Origin of the sequence: Tolypothrix campylonemoides VB511288_2 (assembly GCF_045999855.1) — a bacterium.
Classification (GTDB): Bacteria; Cyanobacteriota; Cyanobacteriia; order Cyanobacteriales; family Nostocaceae; genus Scytonema; species Scytonema bouteillei_A.
Genome location: NZ_JBFPMW010000017.1, coordinates 24,342 through 50,820, shown reverse-complemented (window position 1 = coordinate 50,820; position 26,479 = coordinate 24,342). Strand labels below are relative to the sequence as shown.

Annotated in this window: 22 protein-coding genes; 6 read left to right on the top strand and 16 right to left on the bottom strand. The window is 42.4% G+C overall.

Going from position 1 to position 26,479, the window contains the following annotated elements; all coding sequences use genetic code 11:
• Positions 1-9: 9 nt before the first annotated feature.
• Entirely contained in the window at positions 10-2,199 is a 2,190-nt protein-coding gene (locus AB0756_RS35220; protein WP_038078848.1) for a HAMP domain-containing sensor histidine kinase, read from the top strand.
• A 124-nt stretch (positions 2,200-2,323) separates the two neighbouring features.
• Here the strand turns inward: AB0756_RS35220 and AB0756_RS35215 are convergent, their stop codons facing one another.
• From AB0756_RS35215 to AB0756_RS35180, 8 genes are all read right to left on the bottom strand, one after another.
• Complete coding sequence (locus AB0756_RS35215) at positions 2,324-5,197, bottom strand: DUF5682 family protein (RefSeq protein ID WP_038078845.1); 2,874 nt, start codon at positions 5,195-5,197, stop codon at positions 2,324-2,326.
• A gap of 28 nt (positions 5,198-5,225) precedes the next feature.
• On the bottom strand, positions 5,226-6,356 hold the full coding sequence (locus AB0756_RS35210) for an ATP-binding protein (RefSeq protein WP_038078842.1): 1,131 nt from the start codon (positions 6,354-6,356) through the stop codon (positions 5,226-5,228).
• Between the two features lie 90 nt (positions 6,357-6,446).
• The gene (locus tag AB0756_RS35205; RefSeq protein ID WP_038078840.1) at positions 6,447-7,028 is read right to left on the bottom strand and encodes a Uma2 family endonuclease; all 582 of its coding nucleotides are present in this window, start codon (positions 7,026-7,028) and stop codon (positions 6,447-6,449) included.
• 13 nt (positions 7,029-7,041) lie between these two features.
• Complete coding sequence (locus AB0756_RS35200; RefSeq protein ID WP_050045717.1) at positions 7,042-8,508, bottom strand: VWA domain-containing protein; 1,467 nt, start codon at positions 8,506-8,508, stop codon at positions 7,042-7,044.
• Positions 8,509-8,582: 74 nt separating this feature from the next.
• Entirely contained in the window at positions 8,583-9,959 is a 1,377-nt protein-coding gene (locus AB0756_RS35195; protein WP_038078839.1) for a hypothetical protein, read from the bottom strand.
• A 12-nt stretch (positions 9,960-9,971) separates the two neighbouring features.
• Positions 9,972-10,442, bottom strand: coding sequence for a hypothetical protein (locus AB0756_RS35190; protein WP_050045718.1), 471 nt, complete (start codon positions 10,440-10,442; stop codon positions 9,972-9,974).
• Positions 10,443-10,486: 44 nt separating this feature from the next.
• The gene (locus tag AB0756_RS35185; protein WP_050045719.1) at positions 10,487-12,421 is read right to left on the bottom strand and encodes a diguanylate cyclase domain-containing protein; all 1,935 of its coding nucleotides are present in this window, start codon (positions 12,419-12,421) and stop codon (positions 10,487-10,489) included.
• A 92-nt stretch (positions 12,422-12,513) separates the two neighbouring features.
• Positions 12,514-14,280 carry a PAS domain-containing sensor histidine kinase gene (locus tag AB0756_RS35180; protein WP_038078836.1) on the bottom strand — a complete coding sequence of 589 codons (1,767 nt, stop codon included), beginning with the start codon at positions 14,278-14,280 and terminating at the stop codon, positions 12,514-12,516.
• Positions 14,281-14,412: 132 nt separating this feature from the next.
• Here AB0756_RS35180 and AB0756_RS35175 point away from each other — a divergent pair, with 132 nt between their 5' ends.
• The 4 genes from AB0756_RS35175 (at position 14,413) to AB0756_RS35160 (ending at position 19,170) form a co-directional block, all read left to right on the top strand.
• Positions 14,413-16,098 carry an ABC-F family ATP-binding cassette domain-containing protein gene (locus tag AB0756_RS35175; protein WP_038078834.1) on the top strand — a complete coding sequence of 562 codons (1,686 nt, stop codon included), beginning with the start codon at positions 14,413-14,415 and terminating at the stop codon, positions 16,096-16,098.
• 153 nt (positions 16,099-16,251) lie between these two features.
• Positions 16,252-17,850: a 2,3-bisphosphoglycerate-independent phosphoglycerate mutase gene (gene gpmI / locus AB0756_RS35170; RefSeq protein ID WP_038078832.1), complete on the top strand. Its 1,599-nt coding sequence runs from the start codon at positions 16,252-16,254 to the stop codon at positions 17,848-17,850.
• Between the two features lie 134 nt (positions 17,851-17,984).
• Positions 17,985-18,218, top strand: a complete 234-nt coding sequence (gene secG, locus AB0756_RS35165; protein WP_038078830.1) for a preprotein translocase subunit SecG — start codon at positions 17,985-17,987, stop codon at positions 18,216-18,218.
• A 145-nt stretch (positions 18,219-18,363) separates the two neighbouring features.
• On the top strand, positions 18,364-19,170 hold the full coding sequence (locus AB0756_RS35160; RefSeq protein ID WP_050045992.1) for a peptidase: 807 nt from the start codon (positions 18,364-18,366) through the stop codon (positions 19,168-19,170).
• A gap of 152 nt (positions 19,171-19,322) precedes the next feature.
• On the opposite strand, the gene AB0756_RS35155 is transcribed toward AB0756_RS35160, so the two are convergent.
• Positions 19,323-19,688, bottom strand: coding sequence for a tetratricopeptide repeat protein (locus AB0756_RS35155; RefSeq protein WP_050045720.1), 366 nt, complete (start codon positions 19,686-19,688; stop codon positions 19,323-19,325).
• Between the two features lie 9 nt (positions 19,689-19,697).
• Positions 19,698-19,838 carry a tetratricopeptide repeat protein gene (locus AB0756_RS35150; RefSeq protein ID WP_137986269.1) on the bottom strand — a complete coding sequence of 47 codons (141 nt, stop codon included), beginning with the start codon at positions 19,836-19,838 and terminating at the stop codon, positions 19,698-19,700.
• A gap of 234 nt (positions 19,839-20,072) precedes the next feature.
• Here AB0756_RS35150 and AB0756_RS35145 point away from each other — a divergent pair, with 234 nt between their 5' ends.
• On the top strand, positions 20,073-20,237 hold the full coding sequence (locus AB0756_RS35145) for a hypothetical protein (RefSeq protein ID WP_167844668.1): 165 nt from the start codon (positions 20,073-20,075) through the stop codon (positions 20,235-20,237).
• 22 nt (positions 20,238-20,259) lie between these two features.
• Here AB0756_RS35145 and AB0756_RS35140 read toward each other — a convergent pair whose 3' ends face one another.
• From AB0756_RS35140 to deoC, 6 genes are all read right to left on the bottom strand, one after another.
• On the bottom strand, positions 20,260-20,949 hold the full coding sequence (locus AB0756_RS35140; protein ID WP_050045721.1) for an HhH-GPD family protein: 690 nt from the start codon (positions 20,947-20,949) through the stop codon (positions 20,260-20,262).
• A gap of 288 nt (positions 20,950-21,237) precedes the next feature.
• The gene (locus tag AB0756_RS35135) at positions 21,238-22,386 is read right to left on the bottom strand and encodes a glycosyltransferase family 4 protein (protein ID WP_038078824.1); all 1,149 of its coding nucleotides are present in this window, start codon (positions 22,384-22,386) and stop codon (positions 21,238-21,240) included.
• Positions 22,387-22,602: 216 nt separating this feature from the next.
• Positions 22,603-22,815, bottom strand: coding sequence for a hypothetical protein (locus AB0756_RS35130; RefSeq protein WP_137986270.1), 213 nt, complete (start codon positions 22,813-22,815; stop codon positions 22,603-22,605).
• A gap of 88 nt (positions 22,816-22,903) precedes the next feature.
• The gene (locus AB0756_RS35125) at positions 22,904-24,571 is read right to left on the bottom strand and encodes an MFS transporter (RefSeq protein ID WP_050045722.1); all 1,668 of its coding nucleotides are present in this window, start codon (positions 24,569-24,571) and stop codon (positions 22,904-22,906) included.
• Entirely contained in the window at positions 24,558-25,496 is a 939-nt protein-coding gene (gene recO / locus AB0756_RS35120) for a DNA repair protein RecO (RefSeq protein WP_038078822.1), read from the bottom strand. Before recO ends, AB0756_RS35125 begins: the two co-directional genes overlap by 14 nt.
• A gap of 73 nt (positions 25,497-25,569) precedes the next feature.
• Positions 25,570-26,250: a deoxyribose-phosphate aldolase gene (deoC, locus tag AB0756_RS35115; protein WP_038078819.1), complete on the bottom strand. Its 681-nt coding sequence runs from the start codon at positions 26,248-26,250 to the stop codon at positions 25,570-25,572.
• Positions 26,251-26,479 lie beyond the last annotated feature (229 nt).

Here is a 26,479-nt window from a genome sequence, read left to right as displayed (position 1 = left end):
TATTAAAAAATGCCTTTAGTTGTTAAAAAAGTTTCACTGCGCTTGCTTCTTGTTGTCCCTTTTGTCGTACAAATCTTTGCTGCTGTGGGGTTAACTGGTTATTTATCTTTATATAACGGGCAAAAAGCGGTTAATAATTTAGCAATGCGGTTATGTAATGAGGTGAGCGGGCGTATTCATCAGCACCTTGACAGCTACATGAAAGCGCCTCAGATACTGAGCCACACCTATGCAGATGCTTTCGATTTGGGGTTACTCGCTCCACAAGATCTAGAAAAGTTGCAACGCTTTTTCGCAAGACAAATACAGTTATATAAAGTTGGTTATATTCTTTTTGGTTCTACCAAAGGTGAATTTGCATCAGCTGGACGTTCTGCTTATGACAACCGCATTAATATTGATGAGATCTCACAAAAACGACATGGCAATAGAGGGATTTACACTTACGCCACAGACGAGAAGGGAAATCGGGCTAAACTCATTGAATACGTGAAGAATTACGCTTTTCAACAAGAAGCTTGGTATGCACAAACAACCCAACTTCGCAAACCTTTATGGAGTGCTATCTATCAATGGGAAACACAGCCATATCCCCTGTCAATTTCTGCAACTCATCCTGTTGTTGATAAAAACAAAAATCTCATAGGTGTCATTGCTGTCGAGCAGCGTCTATCACAGATTAGTAATTTTTTACGCCTTCTGAAAGTTAGCCCCAGCGGAAAAACCTTTATATTGGAGCGCAACGGATTATTAGTTGCTAATTCCAGTACCGAGCAACCTTTCACAGTGGTCAATGGAAAGCCACAAAGGCTTAAGGGAATATACAGTCACGATTATTTAATTCAAGCAACTACAAAATACTTAACACAGCATTTTGGCGAGATGGGCAAAATCAAAAACTCGCAGCAGTTTAACCTGATGCTGAATCAAAAGCGCCAATTTGTTTTGGTGACTCCCTGGCGCGATGATTTGGGTCTGGATTGGTTAGTAGTGGTGGTCGTTCCTGAAACTGACTTTATGGAACAAATTCACGCCAACACTCGTACCACAATACTACTGTGTTTGGGAGCATTAATACTGGCTGTTATTTTAGGAATATATACTTCACATTGGATTACGGTACCAGTTCTACGTTTAACGGAAGCATCCACTGCTATTTCTAATGGTTGTTTAGAACAAAAAGTAGTAAATTCAAGGGTTCATGAAATTGGTGTTTTAGCAAATACCTTTAATCTAATGGCTGTACAACTGAGTTCTGCTTTTACTGATTTAGCAAAGACAAATAAAGAACTGGAAAATGCTAATTCAGAATTGGAAAATCGAGTTCAAAAACGGACAGAAGAACTGACACAAGCATTGCACAATCTCAAACAAGCTCAAGCTCAATTAGTACAGAGTGAAAAAATGTCTAGTTTGGGGCAAATGGTAGCTGGGATTGCTCATGAAATTAATAATCCCCTCAGTTTTATTTATGGAAATATAACTTATGTTAGTCAATACTTACAAACACTAATAACTACTTTAAATTTGTACCAAAAACACTATCCTCAACCAGACAGTGAAATTCAGGAATTTTTAGAAGACAACGATCTTGAGTTCCTTCAAGAAGACTTTCCAAAATTACTTAATTCCATGAAGGAAGGAACAAAGCGTATCAACAATATTGTTTTAAGTTTGCGTATTTTTAGCCGACTGGATGAAGCAGAATTAAAACCTGTAGATCTTCATACGGGAGTCGATAGTGCCTTGCTACTACTGGAGCATAAACTAAAGTACAATGCCCTTCTTAAAAGCGAAATTAGAATTTTAAAAATGTACGGTCAGTTGCCAAAAGTTGAGTGTAACTCAGGACAAATTAACCAAGTGTTTTTTAGTATCTTAAATAACGCTATTGATGCCCTAGAACGGGGTTGTAGGAAAGAGTTTTTTCCTCCTCAAATTCAAATTATGACTGAAGTTGCACAAGATAACTGCGTCCTAATTCGGATTCGGGATAATGGCTGTGGAATGCGTCCGGAAGTTCTGTCTAAGATATTCGATCCCTTCTACACCACCAAACCCGTAGGTAAAGGCACTGGTTTGGGATTATCAATATGCTACCAAATTGTAGTTGAGAAACATCGAGGTCAATTAAGTTGTATGTCTTCTCCAGGAGAGGGAACAGAGTTTGCGATCGCAATTCCCATCCAGCAATCGTAAGGTCATCGTGAGAAGTGCCTGTGTATTGTTTTATTTTTCATTTGTTGCCGATTGCCGATCGTTTCTCGGTCCCAGGTTCTACCACAGAATGCAGACCGTGAGGCTCTGCCTTATGTTGCCTGGATTAGGAGGCGGAGCCTGGGAACGAGGTGGGGGTTAAAAAACCTGCTAAAGAATTCATTGTTGCCGATTGAGATACAAGCAAAGTTTGAACCAGAACTTCTTTTTCCGATAAGCAATCATCGGAGTTGGATTCTGTGTTGGATAGCAAAGTCTCTTCCCAAGTGACATTTTCTACGTCCAACAATTGTGCCAACGCCTCAGTTGTTTGTCTTGTATTAAACAGCAATTGCCGCACTTCCATTTCTCTATCGCTCAGTGCAGGTGTAGGTTGTTTTTCAGAAGTCTTTGGCTGAAAGTCTTCTACCTTAGTAGCCCAAGAAGGTTGCCATTGGTCAAAATCGCTCAAATTTTGTGGAAAAATCTTTGCTGCTTCCTTAAGCAACACCTGTAAAATTTGAGTATGAGGTCGCAAGCGTAAAATTAAACTAGGTAACCACGGTAATAATACTGAGTCTGGAACTGAAGCAAAGAGTTTACTCAACAGTTCTACGACTAATTGACCGATTCGAGGAGCAAAATTGAGCGCTAGAATAAACCCGTTGAGATAGTCGGGAAAAGCAGCTATCTGCATCTCATTGTTAAGCACGTGGTTCAAGAATTCGCGAATTTGTTCTATGGTTCGCAATCCTAGCAATAATTCCGTTGTCCACAGCAAACCCAGCTTTGCTCGATCTTCCAACTCCTGGCTTGCTTGCTGCACTCCAATTAACAACTGGCTGCGATTGCAACCTAAAGAAAGTGCTAAGCTTTCCAGGGTAAAGATAAAGCCCAGCATTCCAGCAATTTGTTCGGGTGAAGTTCCTCGATCCGCAAAGGCTTTGGGTAAAAGTGTTGCATAATGCCCGTAACCAGTAACAACAAATCGTTCAATCCAAGTTGGCAATCCTGTCGCTGTGGTGCGGTAGTAATGCACCAAACGGCGTACCCTCTCAAAAATTTTAGGTGCATCTTCAGCTCCGGTTTCTTGGGAAAGTAATGCGATCGCGTGTTCTCCCAATTCTTGCGTCAACCGCAAGCTGTGGAGGTATAAAATACTATTTTCAGCAGCTTCTAAAACAGAACTCGTTTTTGCCCGATCTGCGAAAGCAAACTGTTTGAGCCGTTGTTCCAAAACTTGCTCGATAGTTACGCCTTCATAACCCAGCATAATAATCTCTCGCTGGTTCTTACCAATCCGAATTTCCCAAGATTCTTGTAACGGCTTAAACCCAAGAGTTCGCTCTCCCATAATGGGTTGTACGAGACGAGCTCCTACCAAATAGTGAAGTCGCCACAAAACATCAGAACAAGCCAACAACTCAGGTTGTTGCTTGAAGTCCATCAAAGCACGTTGATTGGTTTGGCTCAGTAAGTTCATCCCAAGTGGTGTTAAGCGATTGTAAACATCTTGAGCTAACGGCGGTAGGGAAGCATAGCCCACCGTTCCAATGCGATCGCCCCCCAGCAAAATTTGGCACAGTTGAGCAATATTGCGTTTTTTGGGAGTACGGTCTTTTTCCAAACAGGTAATAGCTGCATCTTGGAAATCATAAGGGGTTGGATGAACCCGATGTCGCATTCCTGCAAGCAGCATTGAAGTTTGATAAATAGCTATAGCATCTGCAGTACTTGCCAAGTATCCATTTTTACGTGCAGAGGCAACGATATCAGCACACCATTGCAAGAGTTGTTCTGTATCCCCTTGTGCAAATTCTGGGGGACGGGTGAGGAAGTTTGTTAGAGAAGTGGGAGAGGGGGTAGACGAGGGAGAGGGGGTAGACAAGGGAGAAGATTCTACCTTGTCCCTTGTATCCTTTTTCTCCAGAACGAATGGTTTTAATTTAGCTACCTTGAGACTCTTTTTCCAAGTCGCTTCGGCGAGGGAAATCGTTCCGGCTGGATGGTTAAACTGATATTCAATAGCTACAAAACTTGAGGGAATTAGCCCGTACAGCCATTTTGTTTGAGTCAGTTCGGGAATATCATTCCATATTGTACTGTTAGATACTCCAAACTCAGGAACATCACTAGCAGCGTGTGCTGCACCACAGATGTATATGGCTTCATGGGGAGCAATAGAGTTTGCTTTCATGTGCTGCTTAATACGAGTCCACATATACCGTTCGCGCAGGCGATCGCTTTCCACATCTTTGTTGTTTGTTCCCAGCCGCCGCATTAAGCTACCTATTAAAAACATAACTTGGCGATAGGTTTCGAGATCGGCACCGATAATAGCTTGCTCAACATATTGATCCCACCATTCAGCAAAGTGGCGCGTGTTGGAGTTGCGCAGCAAAAAATCAAGAAATCTCTCGAATGTGGGAACTAAACTGCCAACTTCCACCCCAAAAGCCGTACCGTGCATTTTAGCTTCATCTGAAGGTGCTTCTTCTGATTCCTCTTGGCTTTTCAACTCATTTGGTTCCCATTGAAAGATAAAATCAACTGCCCGATCTACAAATACCAGTTGTGTTTTTGGATGCTTTAAAGTGTAAGCGATCGCTTGATACTCAGCAGAAGCTTCTGTTAGGGGTGCGACTGCACTTAAGGGCATTAATTTGGGTGAAAAAGTTTGAGATTCAGCAGCAAATGCTTGTAATGCGACAGGTAATTTACAATCCCGCAAATGTTCTACAACAGGTAGTAAATCCTCACACATTTCCAGGTAAATTGCTTTGAGTGGTTTCTCATGCAGCCTTCTCACCATCTGTAAAGCTGAGGATGGTGAGTGGTGACATACGGGAAAGATTTCTAACGGTTCGGCTGCAGCCCTTTCCACATCTCGGACTAAAGCTGCTAAAAATTCGCTCAAAGGTTGAGCATCTGTGGCAAACTTTTCTGCAGCGTCAAGTAGCTGTTGTTGGAGAGGTGCTAGTGTTTGTGGAAGTTTAACCATTGCCTTTTCTGTAGTGCTTGATGTTTCCTTATTTCTTCATCAATCCCATAGCCTGCTTTCCCCCTTCTAAAAATGGTTGCCACTCTCCCTTTTGCTCCTGACTGCGTTTTTCGACAACAGCATGCCAAAACTGATTGAGTACGGAAACATCTTCAGGTAATCGGCGTACTAATGTACCAACAAGAGAACGTGCTAGTGTCCCGGCTTCTAAAGAAGTGACGCCAAAAAAGCGGCTGTGGAGAATGGCATCTTCTAAGACCCCTATTTGTTCGGCGGTAGATAGAGCAGATTCGAGACGCCCGTCATCAGAACTAGCGGCTGCACTTGTTTCTCGTAAATCGGCAAAGGTTTGCAGCAAAACATCAAGTAATGTGGGTGGGATGTCAACTTCAAAACCATGACGACTCATGAGTTCTTGAGTCCGGAACAGAATGATTTCTTTTTCCTGTTTTTTGTTTGTGACTACGGGCATATGGACAAAGTTAAAGCGGCGTTTTAAAGCTGAAGAGAGTTCATTGACGCCTCTGTCTCGACTGTTGGCTGTGGCAATGACGTTAAATCCTGGTTGGGCAAAGGCAATGTTATCTGTTTTTAATTCGGGTATGGAAATATACTTTTCGCTAAGAATGGAAATGAGGGCGTCTTGTACGTCGGATGTACACCGCGTTAACTCTTCAAACCGTCCCATGGCTCCTGTTTGCATTGCGGTCATGATGGGAGAAGGTATGAGGGACTCTCTGGATTGTCCGGCGGCGATGACCATTGCTACGTTCCAGGAGTATTTAATTTGGTCTTCTGTGGTTCCTGCGGTTCCTTGAACGACGTAAGTGGAATTACTGGAAATTGCTGCAGCTAGTAGTTCCGCGAGCCAGCTTTTTCCTGTACCGGGATCGCCTATAAGGAGTAAACCCCTGTCTGAGGCTAGGGTAACGATGGCTCGTTCGACTATTGCTGTATCGCCGTACCATTTTTGTTCTATGGTGCGATCGAGTTTTTGCGAGGGGGTGTTTCCGAGTATGAAGGTTCTAACCATCTGTGGGGATAGTTTCCAGGAGAAGGGTTTGGTTCCTTTGTCGATTGAGGTTAGATATTGGAGTTCTTCTTTGTATTTGGTTTCGGCTGGTTGTCGCAGCATTGTTGTGGTTTTTGTTTTTGCCATTTTTTTATTGGTGGTTGAAGATTTTATTTAAGGAACCGCAAAGGCGCAAAGGGCGCAAAGAAAAGAGATAAGGAAGTGTGAGATGAGTGTCTATGTTTGGATTGAAAATTCTACTTTGTCGTAAAGGTCGATGAGTTGTATTTGAAATGGAACGGAGCTTAGGTTTAGGATTGTTTTCTCTCCTTCATAACTTGAAAAAAGCCATTTATTGTCTTCGGTTTTTGTATATTGTTCTGCATAAATTTCTGTTTGTGAAATTAGGATATATTCTTTTAGTGTGGAAATGGCACGATAGAGTTTGAATTTTCCAACTCGGTCATATTTTTCTGTAGATTCTGATAAAATTTCTGCAATCGCAATCGGGTTGGTAATTATGTCTTTACGTTCTTCTGCTAACTCTACTTGACCTGCAACGACCATAACATCAGGATATGTATATAAATTATTGCTTGGAATCCACAAGCGCATATCAGTCATGAAGACTTCGTAAGGTTGCTTTTTGAGGGCAAAATTGAGTGCTGAACTCAAATTTAGAGTAATTCGATTATGATTTGGGGTTCCGCCTGCTATGGGAAATATTTGACCGTTGTAATATTCGCTTCTGTAGGTTGCAGCAGCTTCTAGCTCTAGATATTCTTCGGGCGTGTAGTAGTCTTGTTGCTGAACTTGCATAGTTGTTGGGTTATTAAGTGACTATTACCTTCTTTAATTCTTGTATTAATTTCTTAGGACTGCCAGTTAAAATTGGCGTACCTAATTCTTTGAGTTTGTCTCTAAACCATTGATGAACGCTAAAGTACCCGGAACTGGTAACTGCTCCTACAGGAATGAAATGCAAACCCGTTTCTTTGAGCGATCTAATGTAGTCATACAGCACTTGGTCGCTACCACCTTCGTAAAAGTCGGAAATAAGGACGAGAACTGTATTTTGTGGCTCAAGAATTTTTTGGGCTGCTTCTACAAGTGCTCCATAAATGTATGTTCCACCTCCTAGTTGAGTGCGTAACAAAACTTCAAACGGATCGTGTACCCAAGGTGTTAAATCGAGTACTTGTGTATCAAAGGCAAGTAAGTGTACGTCTACGTTGGGAATTCCAGCGAAAATTGAGGCGAGAATTGTACACTGTACCATTGCATCTACCATTGACCCTGATTGGTCAACAACAACAATCATGCGGGTTGGTGTCTTTTTTCTAGCAGTATGGTGGTAGTAAAGGCGATCGACTAATAATTGTTGCTCTTGTGGGCTCCAGTTAGTTAGGTTCTTCCAGATAGTTCGCTTTAAGTCTAGATTGCGGAAAACTCGTTTTGGGGGAACTGAGCGATCGATTTTGCCAGTCACTGTTTGTGCAACTTGTAGACGCAACACTTCTGCTAATTCATTAATGAATTCTTGAATGAGTCGTTTGGCATTTTTGAGGGAATTCCCTGATAAATTGGCTTTATCGCGTAGAAGTTGTTCAACTAATGCCATTGAGGGGGTTAATTGACTGGCTAATCGGTCATCTTTTAAAACTTCCCGCAATGCCATCCTTTCAATCAGTTCACCCTCCATTGCTTTTAGAGTGGCGCTTAACTGTTCTCTATCAACCGTAAAGCCTTCTCCTATACCCAATCCTGCACCCATTCCCGCGCTACTGCTTGCACCACCCCGATCTTTTCCACTACCTGTACCTGTACCAATCCCCGGTTTTTGTCCTCGCAAGCTACCCGGTGAACAACCAAGGGCTTTTTCTAAATAGCTGACATCCTTTAACCATTGAGCATACTGTTGTGCAGTAATCACACTATTTTGAGTATTGGGACCAAAGGCGTTTAGTAGTAGTTTAGAAAAGACAAGCGCACGACGTAGGATTGTAGTGTCATGGGGGTTGGTTGGAGATAAGGGAGAAGAATTAGTGTCCTGCTGATTGGCTTCTGCAATTTCAGCTATTATTGGTTGCGTGAAATCTTGCTCCAACTCTGGGTAGCGCTGTAGCAAATTCTCTATACTCATATTGGGATCGAGAATCAGTTGTGGCAAACCCAGTTCATCAACGATCGCCCGACTCATTCGCTCAAAATTTGCGCCCTGTTCGGTATAGCCAAACATGGCTGTAAGCAATCGCCAGTAAAGAACTTGACGCCGTTGAGCAATCTGGTTTCCATCCATAAGTTCATTGAAATAAGTAAAAAAATATTTATCGTTCTGTCAACTTCCCAATCCAAAATTGATGAATTTAAAATTTAACTCTTCTTCCGCAGCAACCGACTCGCACGTTCCTGTAAAATCGTTACAACACTATTTTTTGGGGGAGCGTTCAACACTTTAGCCGCACCTTGCCCTGAAAAAATAGTTTTACCTTGTACGGTTGCAACTAATGGTTGAACAGCCCAACAACCAGCATTAAAACGAAGAAGCCCAAAAAGTTCGGTTGATTTAGAAATGTCTTCTGTATTGATTTCTGATAAAGAACTCATGCGTTCAGTAGCAATTGGCAATACCCCTCCATCTTTCCACTTCAACATCAAGGTATTATCCTGACGAGCGATCGCGTAATCTTTCAGAAATATAGGTTCAGCCAATTGTACTGGATGGCGATCGACAGGAGGGATCGCAGGGAAATTCAAGTTATTTGTAGCATCGATCGCAAAAAATTCAGATGCTTTATGCATCAAGTTATAATTCTTACCCAATTGAGCTTCACCCTGCCAAAGTAAATCCCCTGTTGGTAGCAGAGGGATATCCTTAAGGTGCAACGCTCTATTTTCAGCAAAAGCATGGAGTAGAACAGCAGCGTTAGGAAACAGCAGCCAAATTTGGTCACCACTAATTGCATCAACTTTATAAGCAGATAACGTCAGTCGTACCCATTGAACTAGAGCATCAACCTTCAGCAATCCATAAGCAGTAAAACTTACCACATTAGAGTGATGGCGTAAGTCCAAGCCCAATAATTCTAATGTCCCAGACACAATCTCAGGTTGAGGTGTAACAGGAGGACGTATTGCACCAACCATCGCTTGCGTCCACAAATCAACCCAGCGATAAATGGGAATAGTGCTCGTATCAGCCACCGGAACCCAACTCATCAGTTCGTTAAAAAATCCTGTTAATAAAGCAGCTTGGCGCACCAGTCGAGGTTCTGACTGAATTTGCTCTAGAGTAGCCATAAAAGGAATTAAAGTTGGTGCTTCAAGGCGAGCATACCCCGTCAAGGCAATTTCCATCAGCCAGTGACGAATGCTTTCCAACCAAACCCGCAAACCGTCATCTTCCTTGTCTCCCGTGTCCCCCGTGTCCTCTACCATCCGTCCCAACCCACTCCTCGCTTGCTGCTGTAAGGTATCAAAAAGGGCTCCTTGCAAGGAAGCGCGTGCGGTTGCCAAAATCATGAAATGTCGATCTAAAAACTCATGACTTTGAAGGGCAGTATATGTTTTAGAGATAGGTTGTTGAAGTGGTGTACCTGTAAATATTTGCTGAAGACTGTTGAGAGTGTCTAGGTGTTGGGTGTCAAGATTTGCAAAACCCACGAGGAAGCATCGATCGAAATCAGCAATCAATTCAAACGTTTCTTGAGTTCCTTTAGGCAGTTGGTTTAGTACATTTGAAAATGCCATAATTTTCTTCCTTTATACAAACCAACTCATTTCGGGTAAGGGACGGTTATCGCTACTAAGTTCTAAGTAACGAAGGTAGTTGAGAAACCGACTGAAAACTTCACTCTTCTGTTCTTTTTTCACTGTTCCCGTGCGGCTAAGAATGTCACCTATTGCTTTAATTTGGCTAATGTCACCAGGAACTTTGAGACTATTGGCAACTTGCTCGATTCCATATGAAATTACAGCCTCTTGGAGTAAAGCTTGCAAATGCTTGCACGGGTATCCACGTAACCCACCACATGGACGATTGTTATTGGTGCTGCAGTAGTAATCTAAAGTGTTGGCTTCAAAAAAAGAAACATAGACTCGTTCGATATCAGAACCACTAGACACAACTCCTTGCAAACGCCCGTTAAACACTTCCACAAAGGGGACGTCTTTGATATTTCGCTTTCCAGAAACAATATTGCGTTCGGAGTGAATGAAGGATGAGTTAAGCATATAAAGCAGCACTCACGCTTGTATAAAAAGTTCAGTATATTCTTTTATTTTTCATTTGTCGCCGATCGCCGATCGTCGGTCACTATACAATAGCGATCGCGTCCTTGCTGCTTTGCTTGGTATAAAGCTGTATCTGCTCTTGCAATCAACGCTGAAGGGCAACTGTTTTCATTAGGAATCATGCTGGCTATACCCAAGCTTGCCGTGACATAATTCTTAACGTCTGAGGAGAGGTGAGAAATTTGAAGTTGGGCTATTTGTTCTTGAATACGTACAGCAACTTGCTCAGCCCCTGTCTGTGCAGTATTCGGTAGAATAACGGCAAATTCTTCCCCACCGTAACGTGCTACTAAATCTGCTGGGTATTGTAAAGCGCTGGTAATTTCACGTGCAATTTTTACCAAACAGGTGTCTCCTGCGGGATGACCGTAGGTGTCATTGTACCGTTTGAACTGGTCAATATCACATAAAATCAACGATATGGGTTTTTGCTCTCGTGTCAATCGCCGCCACTGTTGTTCTAAGTACTCATCGAAGCGGCGGCGATTAGCAACATGGGTTAACGCATCAATCTTAGCCAAACGTTCTAGTTGCTGTTTTGCTTGTTGCAGTTTTTGGTAAAGTTCTGACTGCTGTAAAGCGATCGCTAAATTACTGGCAATTTGATGCAGTAAGTCTACGTCCTCTGTTTGCCATTGTCGGTGATTGCCACAAGTATGAACGATGAGCAGACCCCATAATTTTACTGTTTGCGATTTAGGGATTATTGCATCGCTACTTTCTAAAATGTTTTCCTCACCATGACTGACACTAGCTAAATCTTCTGAGTGTTGAATGATGGGAGTAACAACCTTAGATTTTACTCCTATCTGCTGCATAAAGTTCTTCAAACAACCACTTAAATCCTCTTGATTTGTATCAAAAATGACTTGTGACTGTCCCCGACAGTAAAGGTCATAACAATGAGAGGGAAAACATCGATCTAAGAATTGAAGTCCCAAGGTTGATATAAATGCAGGATCGACAGATTCTTGAATCACAATTCCCGATCCATCTGATTTAAGTTGAAAAATTAAGACTCGATCGACTTGCAGAATTTGACGGACTTGAGTGACTGTCGTGGTCAAAATTTCATTAAAATCCAATGATTTATGAATTTGTTTGGTAATCTCCGCTAATAATCTCTGGCGCTGCATTTGGTTTTGCAAGGCAAGTTCTGTTCGTTTGCGATCGCTTATATCTTCTATTAACCCATCACAAATAATTTCTCCATTCTCTTGTCTGGTCACTCGGCTAGCAACCTGAATCCATTTCATTTGCTGGGAAGAAACAACAATACGTCCTTCCCATTTCAGGGTTAGCGTCGTTTCTAAAGCATTGTATAACGATTCTTCTAAAGAACTAACATCATCGGGGTAAATGGAACTTTCTATAAACTCACCCCCCTGTTGGAAAGATACGAGATCTGTTTCAAACAGGTTTTGGAAACTGGGACTGATGTAAAGCCATCGATTCGATCCATCAAGCTGATGTAACACCCTATAAATGACACTAGGTAGATTAGCTGCTAGGTCTTGAAATCTAGCTTCACTTATTTGTAGCTGTCTTTCCAACTGAGAACGCCGCAAAGCTGTAGTGATAGTTGTGTGCAGTTCGGTCCGTTTAAAGGGTTTGATCAGATAACCGTAGGGATCGGTAGCCATTGCTCGCTTGAGAGTTGGCTCATCAGCATATGCTGTTAAGTAAATAATCGGAATGTGTAAGCGATCGCGAATTCTAGCAGCTGCTTCTATACCATCCATACTTCCCTGTAGTCGGATATCCATGAGTATCAAATCTGGTTTGAGCTTTTCGGCAAGATCGACTGCCTTTTCACCAGATGCAATGTTACCTGCAACGACATACCCTAACTTTTCTAAGGAAGTTTGAAGATTCCAAGCAACGACTCGCTCATCTTCAACTATCAAAATGCCAGCCATATTTAGCTTCGGACAGCTTGAAAAAGGTGAGATTCTATTTTATTCTTTTTATCTGTCGAAAAAAATTCGCTTTTGCCTGGATTTATCTGTACTCAACACTTAGATGGGAAAATTTGAATTTTAAACCACGTCACATCTCCCCTTTCTATTCCAACCTTACCCATCAATTGTTCGACCAACAGCATAACTAACTTGAGTCCCATAGAAGCGTTTTGCTGAATATCAAAATCAATGGGAAGACTATTACCATCATTACCAACAGCTAGTTCAATCCAATCATCAGGCAAATTTTTCACGTGGATGTATATGTTTCCACAGCGACCGTCACTAAAACTGTGTTTGAATGCATTCGTCACGAGTTCATTTAGCAACAATCCACAAGGAATGGCTTGGTCAAGACCGAGAAAGACTGATTCAGTATCAAATTTGAGGGTTGCTCGATTCCCAAAAAATATGTATGTATCTAGTAAATCACGTGCAAGCTGCTGCACGTATTCAGCAAAATCGATCCCAGAAAAATTGTTTGTCCGATACAAGTTTTCATGTACTAACGCCATTGAACTTATCCGGTTGCAGCTGTCCTCTAAAGCGGCTTTGGCTTGTAGATCGCTAACCTTATCCATTTGAAGCTCAAGCAAACTAGAAATGACATAGAGATTGTTTTTGACGCGATGGTGAACCTCTGCTAGCAAAACTTCTTTTTCTTGCAGTGAAGCTCGCAGTTTCTCTTCTGCTCGTTTGGGTTCTGTAATATCCTCAATGAATCCCAAGACAAACTCTGGATTTCCCTCTCCATTACAAATAGCCACTTTTTTATTGCGAATAATTTTAAGTTCTCTTTGCTTTGTCCAAATTAATTCTTCTGGAACTTCCATAACTTGGCAGTTTGCGACCACTTCTCGGTCTTGAGCTATGCAAAAATCTGCCTGTCGCTTTGGAAAGAGGTCATAATCGGTTTTAGCCAAAACTTCTTCTGCTGTATAGCCCATTAACGACTGACATGCCGAGTTCCAAAGCACAAAACAAAAATTTTTGGTTTCCTTAGCAAACACTGCAATGGGTAGGTGTTCTAAAACGGATTGCAGGAAATTACGAGTTTGTACAAGTCTTGTTTCTGCTTGCTTGCGATCGCTAATTTCCCTACTTAATTGCTCGTTGATCTGGCTCAACTTCGCTGTTCGTTCTGCTACTCGTTGCTCCAACACTTCACTCAAATGGCGGTACTTTGCTTGACTCTGTCGCAATTCCTGTTCAGTTTGCTTGAGTCTTGTGATATCTGTTGCCGTACCCACTACCTGCGAGGGAGAACCATTAGTATCTCTATTTAAGACTACGTTTCGGATATTCAGCCAGCGCCACTCTCCATTCCTATGGCACATACGATATTCAGCTTCTATAATTTCTTTATCTTTCGCTGTTGCAAGCCGATGGAAGATTTCTGCCACTATCACCTTATCATCAGGATGAATCAAGGTTTGCACAAATTCAGTCCCCTTGCTTTGAATAACGGTGGGAGAATAACCTAGAATCTCAGTTAGCTGACGATTTGAGTAGATATTCCGTCGTTCATATAGGTCGTAAACGTATAGAATAGCTGGTGTTGACTCCGCTATCTGCTCGAGCAATCGCTGTTTTTTCAACAGATCTGCCTCTATGCGAGCGCGTTCGGCTTCGATTTGCTTGTACCTGCTAGTAAAATTATTTATTAATTTTTTATAATTAATATGTAGTTCAGTAAAAGCTTGAGAAATTTGCACGCATTGGTCTGCAGTTTGAGGCAGCTTGTTGACTTGCAGTTCTAAAGTAGTTAAGCGATTGCAGAACGACTCCATAACTTGAGTCAATTGTTTTGCCGTCATAACGATAACTCCTACTAATTCTTAATTTTTTCAGTATTTTCGCTCGCCAATTGTCAGTTAAATTTTGTTAAGATTAAACTCGGTACTAACACTTTCGCCTCAAGCACCAATACCCTACCTTGGAGAGACTCAATGCTGCGACTAGAACACATAAGTAAAATTTACCCCACAGGCGAAGTTCTCAAGGATATAAACTGGGAAGTAAAACCGGGCGATCGCATAGGTTTGGTTGGTGTCAATGGTGCGGGAAAATCGACTCAGCTGAAAATTATTTCTGGGGAAATCGAACCCACCGCAGGAGAGATAGTTCGTCCTGCTAGCTTGCACATTGCTTACCTCAATCAAGAATTTGAAGTCGATCCCACGCGGACTGTTCGTGAAGAATTTTGGACAGTCTTTAAAGAAGCAAACCAAGTACAGCAAGATTTGGCGCAGGTACAGCGAGACATGGAAAGCGCCAACCCAGAGCAACTTGACCGCCTGATTAATAAGTTAGACCGCTTGCAAAGGAAGTTTGAAGCACTAGACGGCTACGTGCTGGAAACAAGAATAGGTAAGATACTACCAGAAATGGGTTTTCAGTTAGAAGATGGCGAGCGTCTTGTAAGTGCTTTTAGTGGCGGTTGGCAAATGCGGATGGGTTTGGGAAAAATTCTTTTGCAGCAGCCAGATCTGTTACTCTTAGACGAACCGACAAACCATTTAGACTTAGAAACAATTGAGTGGTTGGAGACTTATCTTAAAGGGCTCACAACTCCAATGGTGATTGTTTCTCACGACCGAGAATTCTTGGATCGGCTTTGCACTCAAATTGTGGAAACCGAACGCGGGGTTTCTAGCACGTACCTTGGGAACTACTCAGCATACCTCCAACAAAAAGCTGAAAACCAAGCAGCACAGTTATCGGCTTACGAACGCCAGCAAAAAGAACTCGAAAAACAACAAGCTTTTGTCGATCGCTTCCGTGCGAGTGCTACCCGCAGTACTCAAGCAAAGAGCAGGGAAAAACAACTCGAAAAGATCGAGCGCGTTGAAGCACCACAATCTGACGTCAGAACGCTACACTTTCGGTTTCCACCTGCACCCCGTAGCGGGCTTGAGGTAGTAAAAATTAAAGATTTAACACACACTTACGATGATAAGATTTTGTTTTTAGGTGCAAATCTTTTAGTCGAGCGAGGCGATCGCATCGCTTTTGTTGCTCCTAACGGTGCAGGCAAATCTACTTTATTGCGCTTGATTATGGGTCTGGAAAAACCCACAGAAGGTAAGGTAGATCTAGGTCAGCATAATGTGATTCCCGGTTATTTTGAACAAAACCAAGCCGAAGCTTTGGATTTGAAAAAAACAGTCATGGAAACCATTCATGATGAAGTTCCCGATTGGAAAAATGAAGAAGTAAGGACAATTTTGGGAAGATTTTTATTTAGTGGTGATACTGTATTTAAACAAGTATCAGCATTGAGCGGAGGCGAGAAAGCAAGGCTGGCATTGGCAAAAATGCTTTTACAGCCAGTGAATTTATTAATCCTTGATGAGCCGACAAATCACTTGGATATACCTGCCAAAGAAATGCTAGAAGAAGCCATCCAAAATTATGATGGGACAGTGATAGTCGTATCGCACGACCGTTATTTCATCTCACAAGTTGCCAACAAAATTGTGGAAATTCGCGATGGTGAGTTTCGTGTATACTTGGGAAATTATCACTACTACTTAGACAAAATAGCAGAAGAAAAAGAACAGGCAAGGTTGGCTGCGATCGCAGCCGAAAAAGCCGCGAAAAAAGCAGCAAAAGCATCAGGAAAGAAAAAGTAGGGAACTGCTAATGGCTAATAGCTTATGGGTAATAGTATGAGAACAATTAGCAATTAGCTATTAGCTATTAGCAAGATAAGCAGAAATTCACTTGCGGTTGTGATTAGCAGTGGTATCATTCGGGTATTACAAAAAGTAAAGGGCAATTATACTATGACCAAAGCACCTATTGCTCCCGTGGTGCTAGTCATTTTAGACGGATGGGGCTACTCCGAGGAGACTCATGGAAATGCTATTGCCGTTGCAAAAACCCCGGTAATGGATAGCTTATGGGCAGCTTATCCTCACACCCTCATAAGAACATCAGGGAAAGCGGTGGGATTACCAGAAGGTCAAATGGGCAATTCAGAAGTTGGCCATTTGAATCTGGGCGCAGGAAGAGTAGTACCTCAAGAGCTGGTACGCATCTCAGATGCTGTAGAAGACGGTTCCATCCTCAAAAACCCAGCACTTGTCAAAATCTGCCAGGAAGTGTTTAGTCGCCAAGGCAAGTTGCATTTAATGGGTCTTTGTTCCGAGGGAGGAGTGCATTCGCACCTCAATCATCTATTCGGATTAATTGACTTAGCCAAAGTACACTTAATTTCAGAAGTTTGCATACACGCTATCACTGACGGTCGCGATACTACTCCAACAGAAGGGGTAAAAGCACTAGCACAAATTCAAGACTATATCGACCGTATAGGTGTTGGGCGCATAGTGACGGTTAGCGGTCGCTACTACGCCATGGATCGCGATCGCCGTTGGGATCGTGTCAAACGTGCTTATGACGTTATGACACAGGCAGAACCTGGTGATGGTCGCAAAGCTGTAGACGTTCTCCAAACATCGTATGCAGAAGGCATTACAGACGAATTCATCGTTCCAGTGAGAATAGCTCCGGGAGCGATCGCTCCCGGAGATGGAGTTATTTTCTTTAACTTCCGTCCGGATCGCGCCAGACAGCTCACTCAAGCGTTTGTCAATCCAGAATTTGACGGTTTTGAAAGACAGCAGATCGAACCACTGTCTTTTGTGACCTTTACACAGTATGAGCCAGAATTAGCAGTTGGGGTTGCCTTTGAGCCTCAAAATCTCAGCAATATTCTGGGTGAAGTGATTGCTCAAAACGGTCTGAAGCAGTTTCGGACTGCAGAAACAGAAAAATACGCTCACGTTACCTACTTCTTCAACGGTGGTTTAGAAGAACCATTTGAAGGAGAAGATAGAGAACTGGTGAACAGTCCGATGGTGGCGACGTATGACTCTGCCCCAGCAATGTCAGCCCAAGCAGTTACAGAGGTGGCTGCTTCAGCCATTGAAAAGCGCATTTATTCTCTAGTGGTCATTAACTATGCCAATCCTGACATGGTGGGACACACTGGAAAAATTGATGCTACAGTCACAGCACTTGAGACTGTTGATAAGTGTTTGGGTCATCTGCTTGCAAGTATTAGCAAAGTAGGTGGTACAGCAATTATTACAGCCGACCACGGGAATGCCGAGTACATGGTAGACACGGATGGTAATCCCTGGACAGCTCATACTACCAACCCCGTTCCTTTAATTTTGGTGGAAGGAGAAAAAGCAAAAATTCCAGGGCACGGCACAAACGTTGTTCTCAGAAGCGATGGCAAACTAGCTGACATTGCTCCTACAATTCTAGAAATTTTGCAATTGCCCAAACCATCTGAAATGACAGGGCAATCTTTGATACAACAAACAGGGTATGACCTCCAAGCTTCTCGCACTCCCGTACAACTAGGGCTGTAGTCGAAGAATGATGAATTATGAATGATGAATGATGAATGATGATACAGGTCAAAATTCATGCATCTCAATTCATAATTCATACTTCATAATTTATAATTTGTATATCCAATTCATAATTCATAGTTCGTAATAATATGACCATTACTAACGTTGTACAGGGCATTTGGGCATTTTCTGCAATTGGAATGATTGTTTTAGTTTTACTACACAGCCCCAAAGGAGATGGTATAGCAGCGATCGGCGGACAAGCTCAATTATTTAGCAGCACCAAGAGTGCTGAAAATACTTTAAACCGCGTTACATGGGCGCTTACAGTCATTTTTCTGGGTTTAACCGTGGTTTTAAGTGCAGGTTGGTTGCCAAAATAAACACCTGCAAGTGACCGAAAAATTCAGGAGATCGAGATCGTGTTCGGCTAAAGACTCATAAATTAATGAGTTTTCAGGTGTGCTTTAGTGCAAGCAAAGTATTAATCCGAACATGATACAAAGACTCTGGTCACTGAAAATAGCTATGAAACTTAGCATTTTTAGAAAAATAAATATAAAAATCTCGATATGGCAGCGCTTAATTGCCTCCTTAGTATTGGCAATTGTTACAGCACTGCTTATTGTTTTGCCTAACTCTCCAATCCTGGCTGATGGTAAAAACCCATCCCCTCAACTCTCCCAATCTTCTCCATCTTTTCCCAAACCCCATCCTCTACCGCTAACACTGGCACAATGGCAAGATCCCGCAAACAGTGGAGATTATTTTGCACAAGTGACACCAGTTGAAGAAGGTTACTTAGTTTGGTCGAAATTTCCCGTTCGGGTTTACGTGGAACCACCGAGGGCGGTCAATAACCCACAAGCAGAGGCATGGGTTAAGTCTGTTGTACAAGCAGTACAGGAATGGAATGCGTATTTACCCCTAACAGTTATTGAAAAACCAGAGGAAGCTGATATTACTATCGTGCGCAAGGCTCCTCCACTTCAAACTTCTTCAGATAGCAAAATTCCCCGTGCGCGTTCTGCCCAAACTACTTATAGAGTATACATCAGCAAAAATAATCTTCTGTCTCATCGCTTTGCAATTTTGCTGAGTCCCAGCCAAACAGGTCAGTATGTTTTGGCAGCTGCTCGTCACGAACTCGGTCACGCTTTGGGCATTTGGGGACACAGTCCGCAACAAACCGATGCTTTGTACTTTTCCCAAGTCCGCAATCCACCACCAATTTCTCCGCGAGATGCGAACACGTTGAAGCGGGTTTACGAACAACCAACGACTTTGGGATGGTCAGTAAATGTCGCAAACCCGAGTCGGTCACCTCGATCGTGAGGGGCTGCTAGATCTCGGACTTTTTCAATAAGAAGTCCGAGATCTGAATCGGTTGTTATTACTGCAAAAGTGCCTGAAATCGTTTATTTTTTCACAAAGTATCTAGATCTGCATCGGTTCTTGCAGCAGCTAGATACTTTGCTCGATTAAGCTTAATAGCTCGGGCAATGCAATCCACAGCTAGAGTTGCTTTGCCCTGACGCATAACAGTAACCTTTGTTGTAAATAGCATTTGCAAGGTCGGGTTTGATTTGCAAGGCGCGGTCAATGCTCTCATGGGCTTCGCGATATTTTCCCAAAATGGCAAGAGAGTTTCCCTTCGAGTCCCAAGCTTCATAATCATAGGGATATAATGACAGTAAGAGATCGTAGCTTTCCAATGCTTCTTTATGCTTGCCCCATTCAACCAAGATTAAGCTACGATTGCTTAAAACACGGCGATCTTTAGGGCTCAGAGCAAGAGCACGATTCAAACTCTCAAGAGACTCTGCGTAACGCTTCAAATGTCCTAGAGCCAATCCATGACATCACCAGGCATCACTATAGGTGGGATCGAGCTTTAAAGCTTCTTCCAAGGAAGCGATCGCCATACTATACTTCCTTGCCTCAAAAAGCCGAAGCCCTTCATCAAACAAAGTTTTAGCTTGTGCTTCCGGGTGTTCTTGCATGAGTCTTGCAAAACTGAGATGAAAGACAGGATAACATGGTTAGCATTCTCGTTTCTTCTAGAAAAAATTCCCTGAAAGCAACCAAAAATGCTGAATATTCTAGTGCAGAAAGTCATGTTCAATGTAATTTCTTTCTTGAGATGTAAGCTTTCCAAGGCAATGCTTAACTCCTGACAGAGAAATTACTTTTCTCCCTCCGCTAGAACGGATAACAAAATGTAGTGAGGATGAATAATGATTTATTTGGGATATGCCACTTTTTTTCTGATGCTACTGCTAGCGTTATGTGGCTCAATGATTCAAATGAGTGCTGCTCTCGATGAAGCTGACATTCAGGGCTTTTCTGTTTGGACAAGTATTGCATGCGTGATTGCCGGGTTACCGATAATGCTTTGGTAGTCTACTCGAACCATCGTAAATGCTATTGGGCAGATTGTAGAGAAGATTTTTGGATGCAATCATTACATTGATGTCGCAAAGGACACTCTGCACACAGGGGATTTCTCGCCGTACAAACACCAGCCCCAAAGTCAAAAAGTGCTAAATTCCAAGCTCCAACTTCGTTTGCGGGAGCTGCTTGTTCAGCCGCTTGCCAAAGGAGGGGACAGCGAGATTTTACCCGACCGCCTTGCAATCCAAAAAATCGCTCCAAAATCCGAGCAACATTAGTATCAATGACTGCTTTAGGCTGTCCAAAAGCATTAGCACATACCGATCTAGCTATGTATTTGCCTACCCCAGGAAGTTTTAACAGCTGTGCTTCTTGTTCGGGAATTTTGCCCCCATAGTCTTTGACAATTATCTGTGCTGATTTATGCAGTCGTTCTGCTCTAAAAGCAAGACCTAATGGCTGTAAAAGTCCTGATATCTCAGCAACAGAAGCGTTTGCGAGCAACCCAACTGTGGGATAGCGTTGCATAAATATCTCGTACAAAGAAGCGACCGAAGGTGCATTGGTCTTTTGCAGAAAAACTTCAGCAACCAAGATAGCATAAGGGTCTTGAGTATTGCGCCAAGCAAATTGCCTGCGGTTCAGCTTTGCCCAAGTTAGCAGTTGCTCGCGAAACCATTTGAGTTTCTCTTTATTGAGATAGATGGAATGTCCGCTCATTGAATGGTCGCTCCGGTGCCGCTTATCATGCTAGTCTGGGCTATATTTGGGCTTAATTTTTGTTTAAGTCCCACTAGTGACTTGCTTGTATATTTCAGTATATTTCAGGAAAAATACTAACACAATTTTTCCTAAACCTACGCAGTGTTGATCTTCCTGCTGTATTGCTGGAATAGGCGTTCCCATACAACAATTTAGCTTTTTTAATCTCTTAATAGACGTAGCAGAACGACTTTGATAAATTACTATAATAACCGTTCCGCTACATCTTGGTATTACAAGTGACTGCTAAGCACCGCGACTGTATTGAAAGCTGCGCTGCTTGAGAACTTCAGCGTACAGTTCTACCAATCTAGCAATGTTTTTATTGAGAGTATAACTATCTAACACTCTTTGTCTCGCTTTTTGCCCTAACAAAGTTGTTACTTCCGGATGGTCTTGGAACAGTGGCAGAAGTGTTCTTAATTGAGAACGGACTGTTTTTGGATTGAGAACAACTCCCGCTCCTTTATCCAGTACTTCCCCATCTGCACCTACATCTGTTGCTATACAAGCAATTCCACAAGACATTGCCTCTAGGAGTGATAGAGATAAACCTTCTACAAGTGAAGGCAAAATAAACACATCACCACCCCGCAAAATTTCGATGCGCCGTTGTTCGTCGGCTACAAATCCCAACCAAACGATGTTGTATTCTTCTCCGTAAAACGTTTCTAGTGATGGCTTTAACGGACCATCACCAACAACAAGTAATTTGCTTTGGGGACCCATATCCGCCTGCTTCCATGCTCGAAGCAAAGCTTCAACATTCTTCTCTGGAGCTATACGACCTTGATAGACAAACAAACGGTTGGCTCGAAACTCAGCTTTAACCTGAGAAGGACCGGGAGAATACTTGACCACATCTACGCCATTGGGAATCACGGCGATATTATCTTCCGGAACTCCCAAGCGTGCTAACAAATCTCGCTGAATCTGGGAAAAAACTATCGTGCGATCGTAGTTGCCCAGAAAAGGTGCGTAGAGTTGATAAGCTAAAAGCTGTGTTCCCGATACAAGTTTTGCTCCTTTACCTGCAAAGGGGGTATGAAAAGTCGCAATTAGAGGCAAGTTCAGCTTTTCACAAATTTCCGGTAAAACAAAGTCAAGGGGAGACAGAGTCAGCGAAGCATGAACTATATCTGGTTTGATACGTCGCAATGACTGAGTCAACACCTTAGTCGCGTTCAAAGTCGGAATTGTGTAAACCTGGGACTTGTAAATGAAGGGTAAAGTTACTTCTTGGCAATTAGGCCAATTGTCCGAATCAGATTCTTCTTGAGCAAAATGAAGAAAGCTAACTTGATGTCCTCCGTCTAGCAATGCGTTTGTAATTTCTCTGCTATAGGTGACATTACCGCAAAAGGGAGATTTTTTTCCAATCCAGGCTATACGCATTCTTTGTTAGCTATCAGGAAAGCGAAATTAATTATATTAACTTTTTGTCTTTTTTTGATCGGTTCTGTTTGAAATTTTACTTGTTGGTTATTGAGTCATCATAAAGACTTCAAAAATCACTGCCTTTACAGAAAAGCTGAAATCTTTCCGGACAGTAAATCTTTGACTTCACTTACTCTCTCAAGAATATTAATTCAACAAAACATTTCCCAGATACTAACGATCGCATTCAGTGACAGTCTTTGTCAATTCCCAATAAGCATGAGAAAAGATCGACGATCGCTGGTCATCGGTTACTGGTTGAAGCCTTTGTCGATACCCAACAAGTATGAGAGAACTCTTCAATGTGGTAAGTTTACCATGAAAAGCGAAGCTTTCAGTCAACAAGCAAGCAATAAAAGCTGAATCTTGACTCAAATAATCATTCAAAAATAAAGAACTCCAAGCAAGAGGGGTTAGCTACCTCAGGACACCGGAAATCAACTGCTAATTGTCTGCTTTACCTAGCACTTTTTATTCATTCTGTTGCGCCCAGTTCAGGAGACGATGACTTGGAAGAGTTGAACCAGGTTAATACACCACCTGAAAAGACGATCGCAGCTAATGCCAAAAAGACTGCTTGCAATCCAATAAAAGTTTCCGCCAAACCAGCCAGTGCTAGAGGTAGAGTCAGAGCGATGTTAATAACGTTGTTTTGCAAACCAAAAACTTTGCCACGCATTTCTGCAGGAGTTTCTGTTTGGATAGCCGTTTGCATGGGAATACCTATCAATGCCCCAAAAACACCAACTAGCGTTACTAACGCCAGAACAACCCAGAGTTGTTTGGTAAATATCGATAAACCAATAAGAGATGCGCCCACACCCAAACAACCAAATAAACTGAGTTGAGTGTATGAAAAGCGCTGACAGAACAGCCCTAAAATTGTTGCTCCTAAAGCAATGCCAACTCCACCTGCAGCCAGCAAGAAGCCAAATTGAGATGCTTTTAAATGCGGAATAACTTCTGCCATCCGAACAGCAAGAACGGTTAAAGCAGCAAAGACGGAGAATAATATTATAAGTTGCAGCAAAGCATTGCGAAGACGAGGATTTTCTCCCAAATACCGAAACCCATCCCGCAAGTCAGCTAAAACATGAGGTGCTTCTTCATCAGGTTTGTGCGGTTTTTCGTGAGTGGTTAGGAGTAACAAAATAATTCCTGCGATCGCATAGCTACCACCAACCACTATTTCTTTCCCGAGCCCGTAACTCCCACCAAGTTGCGCCCAAATTCGATCTGCCACACCCAACAGAGGTTCCCCTACCGCAAACCCAACTATCACCGACGCCATCATCGTTGTGGTGTAAAGTGAGTTAGCAGAAAGTAAATGTTGCTCTTGTACCACTAAAGGAATTGCAGCTTGCTCTGCAGGTGCAAAAAATTGTGTAAGCGTGGACACTAAAAAAGTAACCGCCAAAATGATGACAAATCCTACTGGCAAAACTCCTAGAAACGGTTGCCAATCTTCAGTGAGCCATAAAAGTAGCGGAATGCTCAAAACTAAGATACCCCGCCAAACATTTGTTGATACCAAAACTACTTTTTTTGACCAGCGATCTACAAACACACCTGCAAGAGAACCAAATAGTACTGCAGGAATGGTAAAAAACATCATCAGCGCCGATACCCAACCACTGATGGTCTGGTCGCTTGCTTGGAAATGAGTACTAATGATGGCAATCATCAGTACCAAATAAACCTTATCTGCTAGTTGACAAAAAACTTGTCCACCCCAAAGAGCAAGAAAGTTGGGATTTCTTAATACTGGAAAAAAGCCCCCATCTTCTTTTTTTTCATCTGATGCTATCTTGCTATTGGAATCAGATGCAGCTGTGACATTATCAGTTCCTGCTGGGATATGTCCGGAACCGTTGCCGTTGCCATTGTTATGACTATAAGTAGGTTGGGATTCCCATTTTTTTTCACAGTCATTTGTGAAATTGGGTTTGGGTACTTCCGGTTTCTCATTTTTGTATTTGCCAGAAAGGTCGTTTGCTGACTTTTCCTGGAGATAAACCTGATTGGAGACAGGTTTAGTCACACTAGGGTGATTTGTGACTTGCTGTACCGAAGCCCTACTTTGTTTCTTAACATGGCTTGGTGGTGTTGGCTGGATTTTTGTGTCTAAATCAGACGGTTGCATCATGGTGGGTAGCAAAATAAGAATCAATTAAAGCAGCAGAGCGAATCGAGCGACCAAGGTGGTATTGAGCATATTGGCGCAAAATTTGCTCGACAGAAAACCAGCCGTAGTTTTTGGCTATATCTTGCATTATCTCTGGTTGTGATAACTGTTGGAGTATGGAAAGCTCTATAGCATCCAACCGACTGGAAATAACAGGTAATTCTTGTTGATGGACAACAGTTTTGTAACTAGTAGTCTTTTCTTTAACAGAAGGTGGGGATGGGGTAGACAGGGGAGAAGATGCTCCCTTATCCCCCTTGTCCCCCTTGTCCCCCAGCCTCCTTATCCCCTCTTCCTTCAAGCGTTTCCATGTTGTCAGGCAAACTGTTCCACCAGTAGGAATGCTAAATCCTACTTGCCAATCGGGGTTGGTAAAATCTGGAGTCAAAGTGTTTCCTGTCAGACAGCAAGCTTGTACCTGTGGGGTGAGTCCTGCTATGGCTAAAAGGTGAAATAATCCATGTGCCAAATGTGCTATGACAGCTGATGGCTCGTGGCTTGGTAATTCTTCTATACGGCTGAGGTGTTCCTTCAATAATTCATACAACTCTTCTTGAGGTTGCTCGCTTAACGCCTGACACAGTACTACCTCTGCTAAATACTGACTGGCTGCAAGTTTTCCCAAATTTGTTGCAAGTCCTGGGAAAGTTTTTATAGTTTGAGCTTGGGTAATTTTGTCTAGCGATCGCCCCTTAGCAATCAATAACTCATTTACCACAAACATTCCACTTCTACCGCCCAAACTAGACTTGTGCTTGCGCGATCCAGGAGCAACAGCGCGAATCAGACCAAACTCTCGTGTCAAAATTGTCACTAGTCTATCTGATTCTCCTATCGCTTGGGTTTTCAAATTAATTCCAGTTGTTTTATAAGTTTTACTCATTTGTCTTTTGTCCTCTGTCATTTGTCCTTTGTCTCATACTAATGACTCATGACTAATGACTCATGACTAATGATTACTTGCTACGATCCAGCCTATCGCGCTGTCGGAGCAATTCAACACTTCGCGAGGTTCCCAAACGAGTGGCTCCCTCTAATATCAAGTCTAAAGCTTGGTCAATAGTGCGAATTCCCCCAGAGGCTTTAATTCCTACCCTTTCTCCTGCGACTTCCTTCAAAAGTTTGACATCTGCCACTGTTGCACCACCATTCCAACCCGTACTGGTTTTAAGAAATGCTGCTCCAGCATCCATAGCAAGTTCCGCCGCCAGTCTTTTCTCTTCGTCAGTCAGCAGGTTTGTTTCCAAAATCACTTTTACTGTTTGCCCGGTTTCTTCACAAATTTCAGCAATTTCCCGATGCACGTCATCGCTTTTGCCAGCTTTCAACCATCCCAAGTTGATCGTGACATCTAACTCTGTTGCACCATTTTCCACAGCTTCTTGAGCTTCGTACAATTTAGTTGCTGAAGTCACCGCGCCTGTAGGAAAGCCAATAACTGTACAGACTTTAGGCTGTTTGCCCTGCAAAAGTTCTGCTGCTTGCCTTACGTGTACGGGGTATACGCAAACTGCCGCAAAATGAAATTTGTCTGCTTCTTCACACCATTGCTCTACCTGCTCTGGAGTAGCTGTTGGCATCAACAAAGCATGGTCAATGAATGGCGCAATATCAATGTCTGTATAATCTGCTGCCATCGTTTTTTTGTAGTTGATTATTAACCTTTATAAAGAAATTTAAAACTCTTTAGATAAATTAAATCATAATTCTTATGAATTTCCGCTAAAGCTTTTTCCTTTATTAGGTGTAATCAATGACTGATTGTGATAGGGCTAACTTTAGCTTAGACACCTACTCTCTCAAAGAAAGCAATTTTTTAGACTAACCAATTATCCTTAGATAAATTGTATCAATCTATATTTAGAA